This is a genomic window from Streptomyces sp. NPDC031474 (genome assembly GCF_055581185.1).
The window spans coordinates 16598-28926 of record NZ_JBVIJX010000017.1; the positions used below are offsets into that span (position 1 = coordinate 16598).

15 protein-coding genes are annotated in these 12329 nt (G+C 71.8%); 5 read left to right on the plus strand and 10 right to left on the minus strand.

Annotated features, from left to right (window positions below; translation table 11 throughout):
- Positions 1–34: 34 nt before the first annotated feature.
- Positions 35–988, plus strand: coding sequence for a LysR family transcriptional regulator (locus ACZ5SK_RS32905; RefSeq protein WP_079660192.1), 954 nt, complete (start codon positions 35–37; stop codon positions 986–988).
- Positions 989–1015: 27 nt separating this feature from the next.
- On the opposite strand, the gene ACZ5SK_RS32910 is transcribed toward ACZ5SK_RS32905, so the two are convergent.
- Entirely contained in the window at positions 1016–1780 is a 765-nt protein-coding gene (locus tag ACZ5SK_RS32910) for an alpha/beta hydrolase (protein WP_457495885.1), read from the minus strand.
- Between the two features lie 127 nt (positions 1781–1907).
- On the opposite strand from ACZ5SK_RS32910, the gene ACZ5SK_RS32915 reads away from it, so the two are divergent.
- Both ACZ5SK_RS32915 and ACZ5SK_RS32920 read left to right on the plus strand, forming a co-directional pair.
- Complete coding sequence (locus ACZ5SK_RS32915; protein ID WP_334577617.1) at positions 1908–3071, plus strand: adenosine deaminase; 1164 nt, start codon at positions 1908–1910, stop codon at positions 3069–3071.
- A gap of 139 nt (positions 3072–3210) precedes the next feature.
- Entirely contained in the window at positions 3211–3564 is a 354-nt protein-coding gene (locus ACZ5SK_RS32920) for an ATP-binding protein (protein WP_334577616.1), read from the plus strand.
- Between the two features lie 124 nt (positions 3565–3688).
- Here the strand turns inward: ACZ5SK_RS32920 and ACZ5SK_RS32925 are convergent, their stop codons facing one another.
- The 6 genes from ACZ5SK_RS32925 to ACZ5SK_RS32950 form a co-directional block, all read right to left on the minus strand.
- On the minus strand, positions 3689–3889 hold the full coding sequence (locus tag ACZ5SK_RS32925) for a PspC domain-containing protein (RefSeq protein WP_079660186.1): 201 nt from the start codon (positions 3887–3889) through the stop codon (positions 3689–3691).
- Positions 3890–4021: 132 nt separating this feature from the next.
- Entirely contained in the window at positions 4022–4573 is a 552-nt protein-coding gene (locus ACZ5SK_RS32930; protein WP_334577615.1) for a VanZ family protein, read from the minus strand.
- Positions 4574–4868: 295 nt separating this feature from the next.
- Positions 4869–5501, minus strand: coding sequence for a hypothetical protein (locus ACZ5SK_RS32935; RefSeq protein ID WP_468576840.1), 633 nt, complete (start codon positions 5499–5501; stop codon positions 4869–4871).
- Between the two features lie 2 nt (positions 5502–5503).
- Entirely contained in the window at positions 5504–7090 is a 1587-nt protein-coding gene (locus ACZ5SK_RS32940) for a HAMP domain-containing sensor histidine kinase (protein ID WP_334577614.1), read from the minus strand.
- Positions 7087–7764: a two-component system response regulator AfsQ1 gene (afsQ1, locus tag ACZ5SK_RS32945; RefSeq protein ID WP_028807033.1), complete on the minus strand. Its 678-nt coding sequence runs from the start codon at positions 7762–7764 to the stop codon at positions 7087–7089. The genes ACZ5SK_RS32940 and afsQ1 overlap by 4 nt, the downstream gene beginning before the upstream one ends.
- 37 nt (positions 7765–7801) lie before the next feature.
- A complete protein-coding gene (locus ACZ5SK_RS32950; RefSeq protein WP_468156705.1) occupies positions 7802–8893 on the minus strand; it encodes a class I SAM-dependent methyltransferase in 1092 nt (363 codons plus the stop codon).
- Positions 8894–9312: 419 nt separating this feature from the next.
- On the opposite strand from ACZ5SK_RS32950, the gene ACZ5SK_RS32955 reads away from it, so the two are divergent.
- Positions 9313–10056, plus strand: a complete 744-nt coding sequence (locus tag ACZ5SK_RS32955) for a SigE family RNA polymerase sigma factor (protein ID WP_319677186.1) — start codon at positions 9313–9315, stop codon at positions 10054–10056.
- 280 nt (positions 10057–10336) lie between these two features.
- On the opposite strand, the gene ACZ5SK_RS32960 is transcribed toward ACZ5SK_RS32955, so the two are convergent.
- The gene (locus tag ACZ5SK_RS32960) at positions 10337–10975 is read right to left on the minus strand and encodes a uridine kinase (RefSeq protein ID WP_468576784.1); all 639 of its coding nucleotides are present in this window, start codon (positions 10973–10975) and stop codon (positions 10337–10339) included.
- 126 nt (positions 10976–11101) lie between these two features.
- Here ACZ5SK_RS32960 and ACZ5SK_RS32965 point away from each other — a divergent pair, with 126 nt between their 5' ends.
- Positions 11102–11509 carry a hypothetical protein gene (locus ACZ5SK_RS32965; RefSeq protein ID WP_468576785.1) on the plus strand — a complete coding sequence of 136 codons (408 nt, stop codon included), beginning with the start codon at positions 11102–11104 and terminating at the stop codon, positions 11507–11509.
- A gap of 69 nt (positions 11510–11578) precedes the next feature.
- On the opposite strand, the gene ACZ5SK_RS32970 is transcribed toward ACZ5SK_RS32965, so the two are convergent.
- Both ACZ5SK_RS32970 and ACZ5SK_RS32975 read right to left on the minus strand, forming a co-directional pair.
- The gene (locus ACZ5SK_RS32970; protein WP_334577611.1) at positions 11579–11830 is read right to left on the minus strand and encodes a type II toxin-antitoxin system RelE family toxin; all 252 of its coding nucleotides are present in this window, start codon (positions 11828–11830) and stop codon (positions 11579–11581) included.
- The gene (locus ACZ5SK_RS32975; protein WP_334581189.1) at positions 11827–12081 is read right to left on the minus strand and encodes a type II toxin-antitoxin system Phd/YefM family antitoxin; all 255 of its coding nucleotides are present in this window, start codon (positions 12079–12081) and stop codon (positions 11827–11829) included. The genes ACZ5SK_RS32970 and ACZ5SK_RS32975 overlap by 4 nt, the downstream gene beginning before the upstream one ends.
- Between the last annotated feature and the right edge of the window lie 248 nt (positions 12082–12329).

Below are 12329 nucleotides of genomic sequence, written 5' to 3' on the forward strand. Positions count from 1 at the left end.
CCGTCCAATGCATGGAATCGTCATAATCGTTCCCATGGTGCATCAGCAGAGGTCACAGGCTCACCTGTCACCGTCCAGTGACACAGAAGACATGGCGATGTCGTTGGCCCCACGGCTCGCGTACTTCGCCGGAGTCGCCCGCACCGAGCACGTCACGCGGGCCGCGCAGGAGATGAACGTCCCCCAGTCCACGCTCTCCCGGGCGATGGTCCGCCTCGAACAGGACCTGGGGGTCGACCTGTTCGCCCGGCGCGGGCGCACGGTCTCCCTCACCCCGGCCGGCCGCACCTTTCTCACCTCGGTCGAACGCGCCCTCGCCGAGATCGAGCGGGCCGCCGACGAGGTCCGGGCGGACGCCGACGCCGCCACCGGCAAGGTCGCCTTCGGCTTCCTGCACACGATGGGCGCCGAGACCGTCCCCGGCCTGATCCACGCGTTCCGCGCCGACCATCCGCGCGTCCGCTTCAGCCTCGTCCAGAACTACGGCGAGGCGATGATCGAGCGGCTGCGGGCGGGCGAGCTGGACCTCTGTCTGACCTCCCCGGTCCCGGACGCCCCCGACCTCGTCGCCCGCCGCCTCGACGAGCAGAAGCTGCGGCTGGTCGTCCCCGCCGACCACCGCCTCGCCGCCCGCAGACGCGTCCGTCTCGCCGAGGCCGCCGACGAGACCTTCGTGACCCTGGAACCCGGCTACGGCCTGCGCCGCATCACCGACGACCTCTGCAAGGAAGCGGGTTTCCGCCCCCGGATCGCCTTTGAGGGGGAGGAGGCGGAGACGCTGAGGGGGCTGGTGGCGGCGGGCCTGGGGGTGGCGCTGCTGCCACCGCCCGCCGTGGCCCGCCCGGGGGTCGTGGAACTGACCGTCACCGCCCCACGCGCCGCCCGCGAGATCGGCGTCGCCTGGCTGGACGGCCACCCGGACACCCCGCCGGTGGCCGCCTTCAAGAAGTTCCTGCTGTCAAGACGCGGAAACCTGCTGCCGGACTGAAAGGCCCCAGGCCCCCGGGCCCCCGCCTCACCGGCGTAACGACTTGCCGAACCCCGCGGCCAACGGCATCCGCAGCCCCAACGGCGGCGGAGCCGCCAACGCGTCCTCCACCGGCCGGGAAAGCGTCCGCCCGAACAACGCGCCCATCACGAAGTCCTCGGCCAGCGCGAGGACTTCACCCCGGTACTGGTGCAGCCGATGCCCGTCGGAGTGCACCTCGAACCGGCACACGTCCCGGTTCGCCTTCTTCGCCCGCGCCGCGAGCCGGAACGACAGCTCCGGGTCGCAGCGTTCGTCGTTCGTGCCGTGCACGATCAGCACCCGCCGTCCCGCGAGCTGCTTCACCGGTTCGGGTGGCGCGGCCATGTCCTCCTCCGGCAGCCAGGGAGCCACCGCCAGCACGGAGTTGACGGCCTCGTGACCCCCGGCGCGCAGCGCGGCCCGCGCACCCATGTCGACGCCGGCCAGACACACGGGAACGTCTCCGTAACGCCGTACGACCTCGTCGGCCGCCCAGGCCGCGTCGGCCGCGAGGTGCGCCTCGCTGCCGTTCCAGCCCCGGTAGCGGTAGTGCACGGCGTGGATGGCCAGACCGCCGTGCGCGCGACCGGCGCGCGCGAGTCTTCGGCCGAGGCCGCGGACGGAGGAGGCCGGCCACACGGGGGCCGGCCTGCGGCTGGAGACCTCCTCGCCCCCCGGGAGCAGCACCACCGCCCCGCTCACCGCCGTCGGCTCCGGGCCGAGCGCCCTTCCCAGCCGGGGAGTCCGAACCGGCGTCACTTCCTGCCCCATACTTCCTGTCCCATGACAGAACAGTGTCAGAAGCAGGCGTGTACTCCACCCGTCCGTGCGGTCACCGTTGCGTATCGGCGGCGTGGGACAAGGCGTGATCTACGCGCGTAGGACTTAGAGTGCGGGCATGACGAGCCAGAGCATCCAGACGGGCATCACCCCGAACTCGGACCAGATCCGGCGGGCGCCCAAGGTTCTGCTGCACGACCATCTCGACGGCGGGCTGCGCCCCGGCACGATCGTCGACCTCGCCCGGGACACCGGGTACGCCGGGCTTCCCGAGGCCGACGCCGACAAGCTCGGCAGCTGGTTCCGGGAGGCCGCCGACTCCGGTTCCCTGGAACGGTATCTGGAGACCTTCTCGCACACCGTCGGCGTGATGCAGACCCGCGAGGCGCTCGTCCGGGTCGCCCGCGAGTGCGCCGAGGACCTCGCCGAGGACGGCGTCGTCTACGCCGAGGTGCGCTACGCCCCCGAGCAGCACCTCGACGGCGGGCTGAGCCTCGAAGAGGTCGTCGAGGCCGTCAACGAGGGCTTCCGGGAAGGGGAGCGGACGGCCCGTGAGAACGGGCACCGCATCCGCGTCGGCGCCCTGCTCACCGCCATGCGGCACGCCGCCCGGGCCCTTGAGATCGCCGAACTCGCCAACCGATACCGGGACTTGGGTGTCGTCGGCTTCGACATCGCGGGGGCGGAGGCCGGTTACCCGCCCACCCGGCACCTCGACGCCTTCGAGTATCTGAAGCGGGAAAACAATCATTTTACTATTCACGCCGGTGAGGCCTTCGGGCTGCCGTCCATCTGGCAGGCCCTGCAGTGGTGCGGCGCCGACCGGCTCGGCCACGGGGTGCGCATCATCGACGACATCGAGGTCGCCGCCGACGGCAGCGTCAAGCTCGGCCGGCTCGCCTCCTACGTCCGCGACAAGCGCATCCCGTTGGAGATGTGCCCGAGCTCCAACCTCCAGACCGGCGCCGCCGCCTCCTATGCCGAGCACCCCATCGGACTGCTGCGCCGGCTGCACTTCCGGGCCACCGTGAACACCGACAACCGGCTGATGTCCGGCACCAGCATGAGCCGGGAATTCGAGCACCTTGTCGACGCGTTCGGCTATACGCTCGATGATCTGCAGTGGTTCTCGGTCAATGCTATGAAGTCAGCATTCATTCCTTTCGATGAACGACTCGCCATGATCAATGACGTGATCAAGCCTGGCCATGCCGAACTGAAGTCCGAATGGCTGTTCCAGCAGACCGCTTCCACCAGCGGTTCTGTCGTCAGGGAAGACTGAACGCCGGGTTTTCGGAGTACGGAATGCGGGCGGGTGTTCACAATCCGTCCGCATTTCGATGTTTGCCGCCGACCCCTCCCCGTGTTTACGGTCGAGAACCGCTCGGTTCCCCGTTATCCCATTCGAGGACGCATTCATCATGAAGCAGTCTGTTGCCAAGACCCTCGGTGTCGCCGCTCTCGGTGCCGCCTTCGCCGCCGTCGGTGCGGGCGCCGCGAACGCCGCCCCCGCCCTTCCGGACGCCACGCAGGCCCTGGACGGCGTCACCAGGACGCTGCCGGCGGAGAGCGTGGCCCACGAGCTGCCCGGCGCCGGTGAGGCCGTGTCGCAGGCGCAGCCGGCGGTCGGCGCGGGCCTGGCCGCCGCCCAGCCGGTCGCCGAGAAGCTGCTCGCCGAGGGCCCGACCGCGCCCGCCGCCGGTCTCCTCGGCGGTCTGCCGCTCCAGGGCCTGCCCACGCACGGCCTGCCGGTGAACGGTCTCCCGCTGGGCTGAGCGGCGCCGCCTGCCCTGTTCCGTCACACAGCACGCCGTTGGGGCGCACCCGGAACCACCGGGCGCGCCCCAACGGCGTTGCCGCGTCACGGCCGCCGCCGGGCGGGCCGTCACCGGACGGCCGTCACCAGGCGGTGCGGGCCTTGTCTTCCGAGGGGAGCAGGATCCACAGCGCTATGTAGAGCAGGAACTGCGGGCCGGGCAGCAGGCAGGAGAGCACGAAGAGCACGCGCATCGTGGTCGGGGAGGTGCGGAAGCGGCCGGCCAGCGCGGCGCACACTCCGCCGATCATGCGGCCGTGGGTGGGGCGGGCGAGGCTGGACATCTGCGGCTCCTTCGCGAGCGATGGGGGCCCCACCCGCTCGAGCGAAGTCGAGAGTGGGGGACGGAGGCGGCCCTTGGCGGCCGCTCCATCTGACGACAACGCTACGGTGACGAAGGGGGGCGAAGCGTCGCTCTACGGTGCGATCCCGACCCTGGGAATCCTCGGGGTCCGACCCTGAGTCGTCTCCTCCTGGCGGACCGCGGCCCACCCCCGGTGCTCCACCCTGCGGCGCAGCCGCGCACGTACCGCCGGCACCACGGCGACATGGGCGAGTGCCACGCCCACGGTGTTCAGCAGCATCGAGTCGACGTCCACGACCTGCCCCGGCACCCCGGTCTGCAACAGCTCGATGCCCAGCGACAGCAGGGCGCCCGCCGTGACCGTACGGACCAGGGAGGCGAGCGGCGAGACACGGAGCCTGCCGTGCGCCAGCGGCAGCAGGACGCCCAGCGGGGCGAGCAGCCCCAGCCCCTCGCCGATCCGCCGGGTCGCCTCGGGCCAGCCCAGCCGCAGATCGGCGCGGATCCCGTCGAACGGGTGCAGATTGGCGGGCATCACCCAGGGGACGTTCAGTGGGCGCAGCGTGACCCAGGCGACGAACACGAGGTGGGCGGCCAGGAGAACAATCCCGGTCGCGCGGATGCGGATAGCGGCGCTGCCGCCGATGGAGCCTTGACGCTGCACGCCCCCCAAGACGCGCCCCCCGGCACGATCGGTTCCGGCCCGCCCCCCGACACCGGCCCGAACCCGCCGCCGCACCTCCCCACCGCACCCGCCCGGCCCCACATGACCTGCAACGACAAAGCCCGCCACCCACCCCATGAGGCGTCCGCCACACCGGCCCGCCACACCGGCTGGCGACACCGGCCCGCGATACCGGCCCGCGGCTCCGGTCCGTCACACGGGCCCGTGGCTCCGGTCCGTCACACCGGTTCGCGATGTCGGTGGTTTCCGTCGTCGCCGGGGCCGGGAAAGTCGTTCAGCTGCCGTCCCGGACTGCTGAGGACGGGGGTTCCGCGCTGCCGGGGCGGGAGCGGACCTCGTTGGTGCACTCGTAGCGGCGCAGGGGGTCGGAGCCGGGGCCGCCCAGGATCACCGAGCCGTCGCCCTCGGCCGCCGCCGAGTCGGAGAACGTGCAGACGAGCTGCGCGAGGGCGTAGGAGGTGAGGCTGCCGGGTGAGGTGCTCAGGCGCAGCGCGTCGTCCGGGTCCTTGGCGCGCGGTCCGCCGACCGACATGCCGCCGCGCACGTCCGTCGTGTACCCGGCCTCCTTCTCGGCAGCCGACGGCGACTCGGCGAGCTGGTCGAGCAGGCCCTGCGCCACCAGCGCGCGCCGCTCGGAGTCCGCCGCGCCGTCCGGCACCCGCACGTACCGGTCCACGGCGACCAGCGACGAACCGCACAGCAGGAACACCTGCACCGGCACGCCCGCGCGCCCGGACTGCGCCGCCACGTCCGGTTCGGTGAGCGAGCAGCGCGCCCGGGAGGGCGCGGCCCCGAAGTCGGTCGGCACCTCGGTCGCCCGGATGCCACAGCCGGCGAGCAGCCCGGCCAGAGCGGTCAGCACGGGGACGGCGAGCAGCCGTCGTCGTACGGTCGTCGCGCGCCCCATGGTCACGATGCGTCCCCCTTCGCCTGCGCCGGTTGCTCGCCCTGCCCGCCGCCGACGCCGCCCTGTTCCGTCAGCTCGGACACGTCCCGGGGCAGCCGCAGCGTGAACACCGCGCCGCCCTCGGGGGAGTTGGCAGCGGTGATCCCGCCGCCGTGGATGTGGGCGTTCTCCAGGGCGATGGACAGGCCGAGCCCGCTGCCCTCGGAGCGCGGCCGGGAGGCGCTCGCCTTGTAGAACCGGTCGAAGACGTGCGGCAGCACCTCCTCGGGGATGCCCGGCCCGTGGTCGCGCACGGCGATGACGACCGCGTCGTCCGCCGTCGACACCGACACCCGCACCGGCGAACCGCCGTGCTTGAGCGCGTTGCCGATGAGGTTGGCGAGGATGACGTCCAGCCGGCGCGGGTCGATCCGGGCGTGGATGCCGCGCTCGGCGTCCAGGTCGACGGCGTCCAGCCAGGCGCGGGCGTCGATGCAGGCCGTGATCTGGTCCGCGACGTCGACGTCGTCCAGGACCAGCCGGGCGGTGCCCGCGTCGAAGCGGGTGACCTCCATCAGGTTCTCGACCAGGTTGTTCAGCCGCCGCGTCTCACTGACCACCAGCCGCACCGCGGGCTCGATCATCGGGTCGATGCTGCCGGACTCGGCGTCCAGCTCCTCCTCCAGCACCTCCGCGACGGTGGTGATGGCGGTCAGCGGCGTCCGCAGCTCGTGCGACATGTCGGCGACGAACCGCCGCGAGGCCTCGTCCCGGGCCGCCATGTCGTCGACCCGCTTCTCCAGCGCCTCGGCCGTCCGGTTGAACGTCCGTGACAGATCGGCGAGTTCGTCCGTCCCCGACACCCGCAGCCGCGTGTCGAGGCGGCCCTCGCCGAGCCGCCGGGCCGCGACGCCCAGCCGGTGCACCGGCTTCAGGACGGTCGTGGCGGCGGCCTGCGCGAGCAGCGCGGCCCCGACCAGCGCGAGGCCGGTGGCGATCCCCAGCGACCAGGCCAGCGAGTTGAGGTCCTTCGCCTCCGGCTCCAGCGACTTGCGCATGTACCCGGTCGGGCCGCCCCCGATGACCCTCGTCCCGGCCACCAGATACGGCGTCCCGTGGTCGACGACCCGCTGCCAGTACAGGTGGTACTGCGACTTGTTGTCGCCGGTGAGGTCCTGCCGCTTGTTCACGGCCGTGCGCAGCGACTCGGGCACGTCGTCCAGCGAGAACCCGTTCAGCCCGCCCGAGTTGCCGTAGACGGTCTTGCCGCTCGCGTCCGCGCCCACCAGCAGCACGCTGAAACGCTGGCTGCTGTTGGCCATCTGCCCGGCGGTGTGCTGGAGCTCGTCCTGCGAGGGATGCTCGGGCAGCGAACCCGCCCGGTTCTGCATCTCCTGCTCGAAGTCCCGCAGCACCGCCCCCTGGGTACGGGTCAGCACGGCCTCACGGTTGAGCCAGTAGGCGATGCCGGACGCGGAGACGGCGGCGGTCAGCGCCACCGCCCCGAAGACGACGACGAGCCGCAGCCGCAGGCTGGTGAAACGCAGCCGTGAAAGTCTTCCCCTGCGCGCCACGGACCAGCCGCGGAGCCCCCCTTGCGCCTGTGTCACTGAGGGGCGTCCAGGCGGTAGCCGACGCCACGAACGGTACGGATCAGGACCGGGGACGACGGCACGTCCTCCACCTTGGCCCGCAGCCGTTGGACGCAGGCGTCCACCAGCCGCGAGTCACCGAGGTAGTCGTGCTCCCAGACGAGGCGCAGCAACTGCTGACGCGACAAGGCCTGCCCCGGCCGCCGGGACAGTTCGAGCAGCAGCCGCAGCTCGGTCGGCGTCAGTTGCAGGTCCTCGCCGTTCTTCGTCACCGTCATCGCCGCCCGGTCGATGACGAGGCTGCCGAACGTCGCCGAGTCGCTCGACTCCCGCTCGCCGCGCCGCAGCACGGCCCGGATGCGGGCGTCCAGCACCCGCCCCTGCACGGGCTTGACGACGTAGTCGTCGGCGCCGGACTCCAGCCCGACCACGACGTCGATGTCGTCGCTGCGCGCGGTGAGCAGAATGATCGGCAGCTGGTCGGTGCGCCGGATGCGCCGGCACACCTCGAAACCGTCGATGCCGGGCAGCATGACGTCCAGCACGATGAGATCCGGCCGCTGCTCGCGCAGCAGCTTCAGACCGTCCTCACCGCTGGCAGCGGTGGCCACCCGGTGGCCCTGGCGCGTCAATGAGAGCTCCAGGGCCGTACGGATGGCGTCGTCGTCCTCGATCAGCAACAGGGAAGGCACGGGCTCATTCTGGCCCATGAGGGGGCTGTCGTTCGACCTATGGGGCAGGCCTGAGACGCCAGAGGGTGGTGGTTTCGGCGGCACGGGCCGCGTGCAGGGGGTCGCAGACGTCGCTCGCACGCCTGTGCCGGGGTCGTACATCGATCCGGTCCACAACCCGTAGACCTGCGGTTTCGATGAGTTCGAGCAGCTCCTCCCGGGTCCGCAGGCCGAGGTGTTCGGCCAGATCGGAGAGGATCAGCCAGCCCTCGCCGCCGGGCCGTAGGTGCTCCATGAGACCTCCCAGGAATCCCCGCAGCATCCCATTGCCCTCGTCATAGACGCCCAGTTCCAGTGCGACGGTCGGCCGGCCGGGCAGCCACGGCGGATTGCAGACGACGAGATCGGCTCGGCCGGGCGGGTACAGGCCCGGGGCCAGCGTGATCCGTCCGCCGAGACCGAGCCGGTGGGCGTTGTCCTCGGCGCAGGTCAGGGCGCGGGGTTGATGTCCGTTCCGACGATCCTCCCGACGCCTCGCCCGGCCAGGACCGCCGCGAGGACGCCGGTGCCGGTGCCCAGGTCGAACGCGGTGGCCGCGGCGGGGGGCGCGTCGGACCGTTGCCGGCAGCGGGGCGTCCGCCACCAGGTCGACGTACTCGCTCCGCGTCGGCGCGAAGACGCCGTAGTGGGGGTGGACGCGTGCGCCCAGGGCCGGGACCTCGACGCCCTTCAGCCGCCACTGGTGGGCGCTGATCACCCCGAGCAGCTCCCGCAGCGGTACCAGGGCGGGGCCGTTGGGCGGTCCGTAGGCGGCGTGGCAGGCCTCGCGGACGTCGGGGGCCCGGCGCAGGGCCACCGTGTGGTCGTCGGCCAGTTCGACCAGCAGCCGGTCCAGGACGCGGGCGCGGTGGGCGCGGGCCCGGCGGTGCAGGCGGAAGGCCTCCGCGGGGTCGGGGGAGGCGGGTCCTGCGCCGATACGGCGGTCCATCGCCCGCAGCAGCCGGCGGGCGCCCTGGAAGTCGCCCCGCCAGAGCAGGGACGTCCCCGCCCGGGCCAGACGGTGGGCGGTGGCGGCGCGCATACGGTCGTCGGCGATGACGACGGGGCCGACGATGCGGTGGCGGGCCGGGGTGTGGTCGTGGGGCTCCACGTGCGTACTCCTCGTGGTCGTGAATGCCGGGACACGAAGGGCACTTCGACGGGACGAGGAGCGGGAGCCGGGAGCCGTAAGCCCGGAGTGGGCAGGCACGACCTGCGCCCGGCCCGGTGCGGGCGGGACGCGCGAGGTCGGGGAGAGGTCAACTGCCGTACTGCGGACGGCTGTGAACGGTCTGTGGTGTTCCCGTGGCAGGGGCCTGTGACAGGTCTGTGACAGTCGGCGGACACGGCGATGAAGTGGCCCGGGCAATCTTTTCGACACGGGCAAGGCGGCGCAGGGAACACCAGCGAAGCCGGACCCCGAGAAGACGCAAGACGGCAAGACGCAAGACGGCATGACGCAAGACGCAAGACGCAAGACGCAAGACGCAAGAGACCGAACACCGGTAAGTCCACGACGGGGGGCGCGAGATGAACACGCTGCACGGTAGGAGCACCAACGCAGTCGCAGTCGTCACCCGCCTGCACGACGTGAACCGGGGTTCCGAGAAGTCCGGCGCCGTGGGAGGGCGGGGGTGCTCTCGCGGCGCCGGGCGTCAGCACACCGCGTACATGACGGTGGTTGACACGGGGGAACAGGCGGCTCACGGGGGAGCCGCGTACAGGGAGGACACGGGGGAGCGTCGCTCGCTGACCGAGGCGGAGTTCACCGCCTACGTCCAGGAGCGCCGCGCCTCCCTGTACGCCACCGCCTACCACCTCACCGGCGACCGCTTCGAGGCCGAGGACCTGCTGCAGAGCGCGCTGTTCTCGACGTACCGGGCGTGGGACCGGATCAGCGACAAAGCCGCGGTCGGGGGCTACCTCCGCCGCACCATGACGAACCTGCACATCAGCGCGTGGCGCCGCCGCAAGCTGAACGAGTACCCGACCGAGGAACTGCCGGAGACGCCCGGCGACACGGACGCGATGCGCGGCACCGAACTGCGCGCGGTCCTGTGGCAGGCGCTGGCCCGGCTGCCCGAACTCCAGCGGACGATGCTGGTCCTGCGCTACTACGAGGGCCGCACCGACCCGGAGATCGCGGAGATCCTCGACATCAGTGTCGGCACGGTGAAGTCCAGCATCTGGCGGTCGCTCCGCCGGCTGCGCGAGGACGAGGTCCTCAGCTTCGGCCGTGACGAGGAGGACGCCTTCGGGGAGCTGGTCGCCTGAAGGTGACGGGGGAAGGGCCCGGCTTCGCTCAGGGAAGCCGGTGACGGGGGAGCGGTACCGGGGGAACCGACGGGGGACGTCCGGGGGAGCGGTACCGCGCCGCCACGGGGGAAGCACCACCTGGGGGGAATCGGGGGAATCGGGGAAACACGGGGGAGCGCAAGGGAGCGGGACTGGAGGGCCGGGGGGTCCGTCCAGTCCCGCTTTTGCGTGTGCGCGTCGAAGCGGCGCTCGCGCGCCGGGGCGGCCCGGACGTCCCGGCCCCGACGGCCCCGACGGCCTAGGCGGCTGTGCGGGCCGTCGGCGCGAGGCGGCCCGCTGCCGCGGCGGCCAGGCGGCCCATCGCCTCGTCGCGGTCGCAGGCGTACGCGCCGAGCGCGGTCTGGCGGGCCACGATGGAACGTTCGGCGCGCATCAGACGCCAGCCGCGGCGCAGCAGGAACGGCACCGACTTGCGGCCCTCCCTCAGGTCCCGCAGGAACCGGCGGCGGAACGTCTTCGCCGGGCCGCGGCTCAGGCACAGCGCGTCGGCCAGGACGCCCAGCTCCCGGCAGCGGTTGACGATCTCGGCGGCGAAGATGCCCTCCGCGATGAACAGCGGGGTCCGCCCGATCTCGATCGCGTCCTCGCCGGTGCGGGCGCTCAGCGAGATGTCGTACACGGGAACGTTCGTACGGCCCGTGCCGCACAGTTCCACGATCGAGGCGACCGCCGTGTCCGCGTCCCACGAGTCGGGGTGGTCCCAGTCGATGTCGGAACTCCCGGCGACGAGCGGCAGCGTCGGGTCGTCGCCCTCCTTGTAGAAGTCGTCGAGCCGCAGGACCGGGAGGCCGGAGCGGGCGGCGAGCAGGGACTTGCCGGAGCCGGAAGGGCCGCAGAGCAGCACGACTCGCGTCGGTATGGGCAAAGGGGAGGTCACGGGACACCAGTGTGAGGCATTCCCGGCGCGGTGGCGGCCCCGCGGGTCGGCTTTGAAGCGCGCGTCACACCTCAACTACCCTTCGTGTCGACCCGATTACCTTGCGCACCAGAAGGCGGCAACGCGATGGCCCGACACGACACATCCCAGACCCCCACCGGCCGGCGTGCCCTCGCCGCCCTCGCGACCGCGGGAGTGGCGCTGGGCGCGGGCGCCGGCACCGCCGCCGCGGCCACCGGCGGCCCGGTCCTCGACGTGGTGCGGACACGCCCCACCTCGATCGGCCGGCTCGACCCGCAGGCGGGCCTGCAGGGGGCGCTCGGCTCCCTGTCGTACGTCACCGGCGCCGTCTCCGGTCTCAAGCCCAACCCGCTCGCCGGCACCGGAGTCGACCCCCTCGACAACGGCGTCGGCACCCAGCTCGCCGACTTCCAGCCGCTGACCTCGCAGATGCTGACCCGGCCGGTGGCCCAGGCGCAGTCGATCGGGTCCATCCCCGTGGCGGGGGACATGACGAAGGTGCTGGGCGGCTGAGGGCCCTACGCCCGTACAGGAGAGCCGCGCCGCCGCCGGACGGAGGGGTGGCGCGGCTCTCGCTTTCGGTCAGGCGGTGCGGCCGAGGTGGGTGATCACGATGTGGATCACCTCGTTGTCGATGACGTACAGGACCCGGTAGTCGCCGATGCGGAGGCGGCGGATGTCAGGTGACCCGTACGGAGTCGAGGCCGCTGGACGGGGGTCGTCGGCCAGTTTGTCGATGGTGTCGAGGACCAGAGCCAGGCCGCTCGGATCTTCCTTCAGGAACCGGGCTGCCGAATCGAGGGCGTGCGGCTCGAAGACGATCTCGTACTTCACTGCTGTTCGAGCCCCAGCCGTCGACGAACCTCGGCCATCGGAATGCTGGGTCCGAGAGTTCCCTCTGCCTTGCGCCGCTGGTAGTCCGCCACCGCCAGGGCGTCTTCGAAGTCCTCTATCACCTGTGGTGATACGAGCAGAGCGGCCACGTGGCCGTGGTCGGTGAGGGCGATGGTCTCGCGGCCGTGGGCGGCGCGGCGGACCAGGTCGCCGAGTTGGGAGCGGGCGGCGCTGATGGCGATTTCAACCATGTTCACATGGTTGCACATGGTGCACCTTGTGAGCAATTCGATAAGTGATGTCTGCCTGTGGAGCCCGTTCCGTGAAATCGGACGGAACACGCAGCGGCCCGCAAGGTAGCCTCGCTCGACATCCGCGAGATCCGCGGTGATCGCCAGAGGGGGATCCGTGCAGTACCCGGTTCCGGTCCGGAGGCCGGCCAAGAAGCTGACCGAGCGGTACCAGCCGCTGAACATCGCGGCGGATGTGGCGGGCCATC

What these genes read in the sequence shown, in the direction of transcription:
- ACZ5SK_RS32915 (WP_334577617.1), top strand. Translation starts at nt 1,908, where the DNA reads ATGACGAGCCAGAGCATCCAGACGGGCATCACCCCGAACTCGGACCAG.
- ACZ5SK_RS32905 (WP_079660192.1), top strand. Translation starts at nt 35, where the DNA reads ATGGTGCATCAGCAGAGGTCACAGGCTCACCTGTCACCGTCCAGTGAC.
- ACZ5SK_RS32965 (WP_468576785.1), top strand. Translation starts at nt 11,102, where the DNA reads ATGGCCCGACACGACACATCCCAGACCCCCACCGGCCGGCGTGCCCTC.
- ACZ5SK_RS32910 (WP_457495885.1), bottom strand. Translation starts at nt 1,780, where the DNA reads ATGGGGCAGGAAGTGACGCCGGTTCGGACTCCCCGGCTGGGAAGGGCG.
- ACZ5SK_RS32925 (WP_079660186.1), bottom strand. Translation starts at nt 3,889, where the DNA reads ATGTCCAGCCTCGCCCGCCCCACCCACGGCCGCATGATCGGCGGAGTG.
- ACZ5SK_RS32920 (WP_334577616.1), top strand. Translation starts at nt 3,211, where the DNA reads ATGAAGCAGTCTGTTGCCAAGACCCTCGGTGTCGCCGCTCTCGGTGCC.
- ACZ5SK_RS32975 (WP_334581189.1), bottom strand. Translation starts at nt 12,081, where the DNA reads ATGGTTGAAATCGCCATCAGCGCCGCCCGCTCCCAACTCGGCGACCTG.
- ACZ5SK_RS32935 (WP_468576840.1), bottom strand. Translation starts at nt 5,501, where the DNA reads ATGGGGCGCGCGACGACCGTACGACGACGGCTGCTCGCCGTCCCCGTG.
- ACZ5SK_RS32955 (WP_319677186.1), top strand. Translation starts at nt 9,313, where the DNA reads ATGAACACGCTGCACGGTAGGAGCACCAACGCAGTCGCAGTCGTCACC.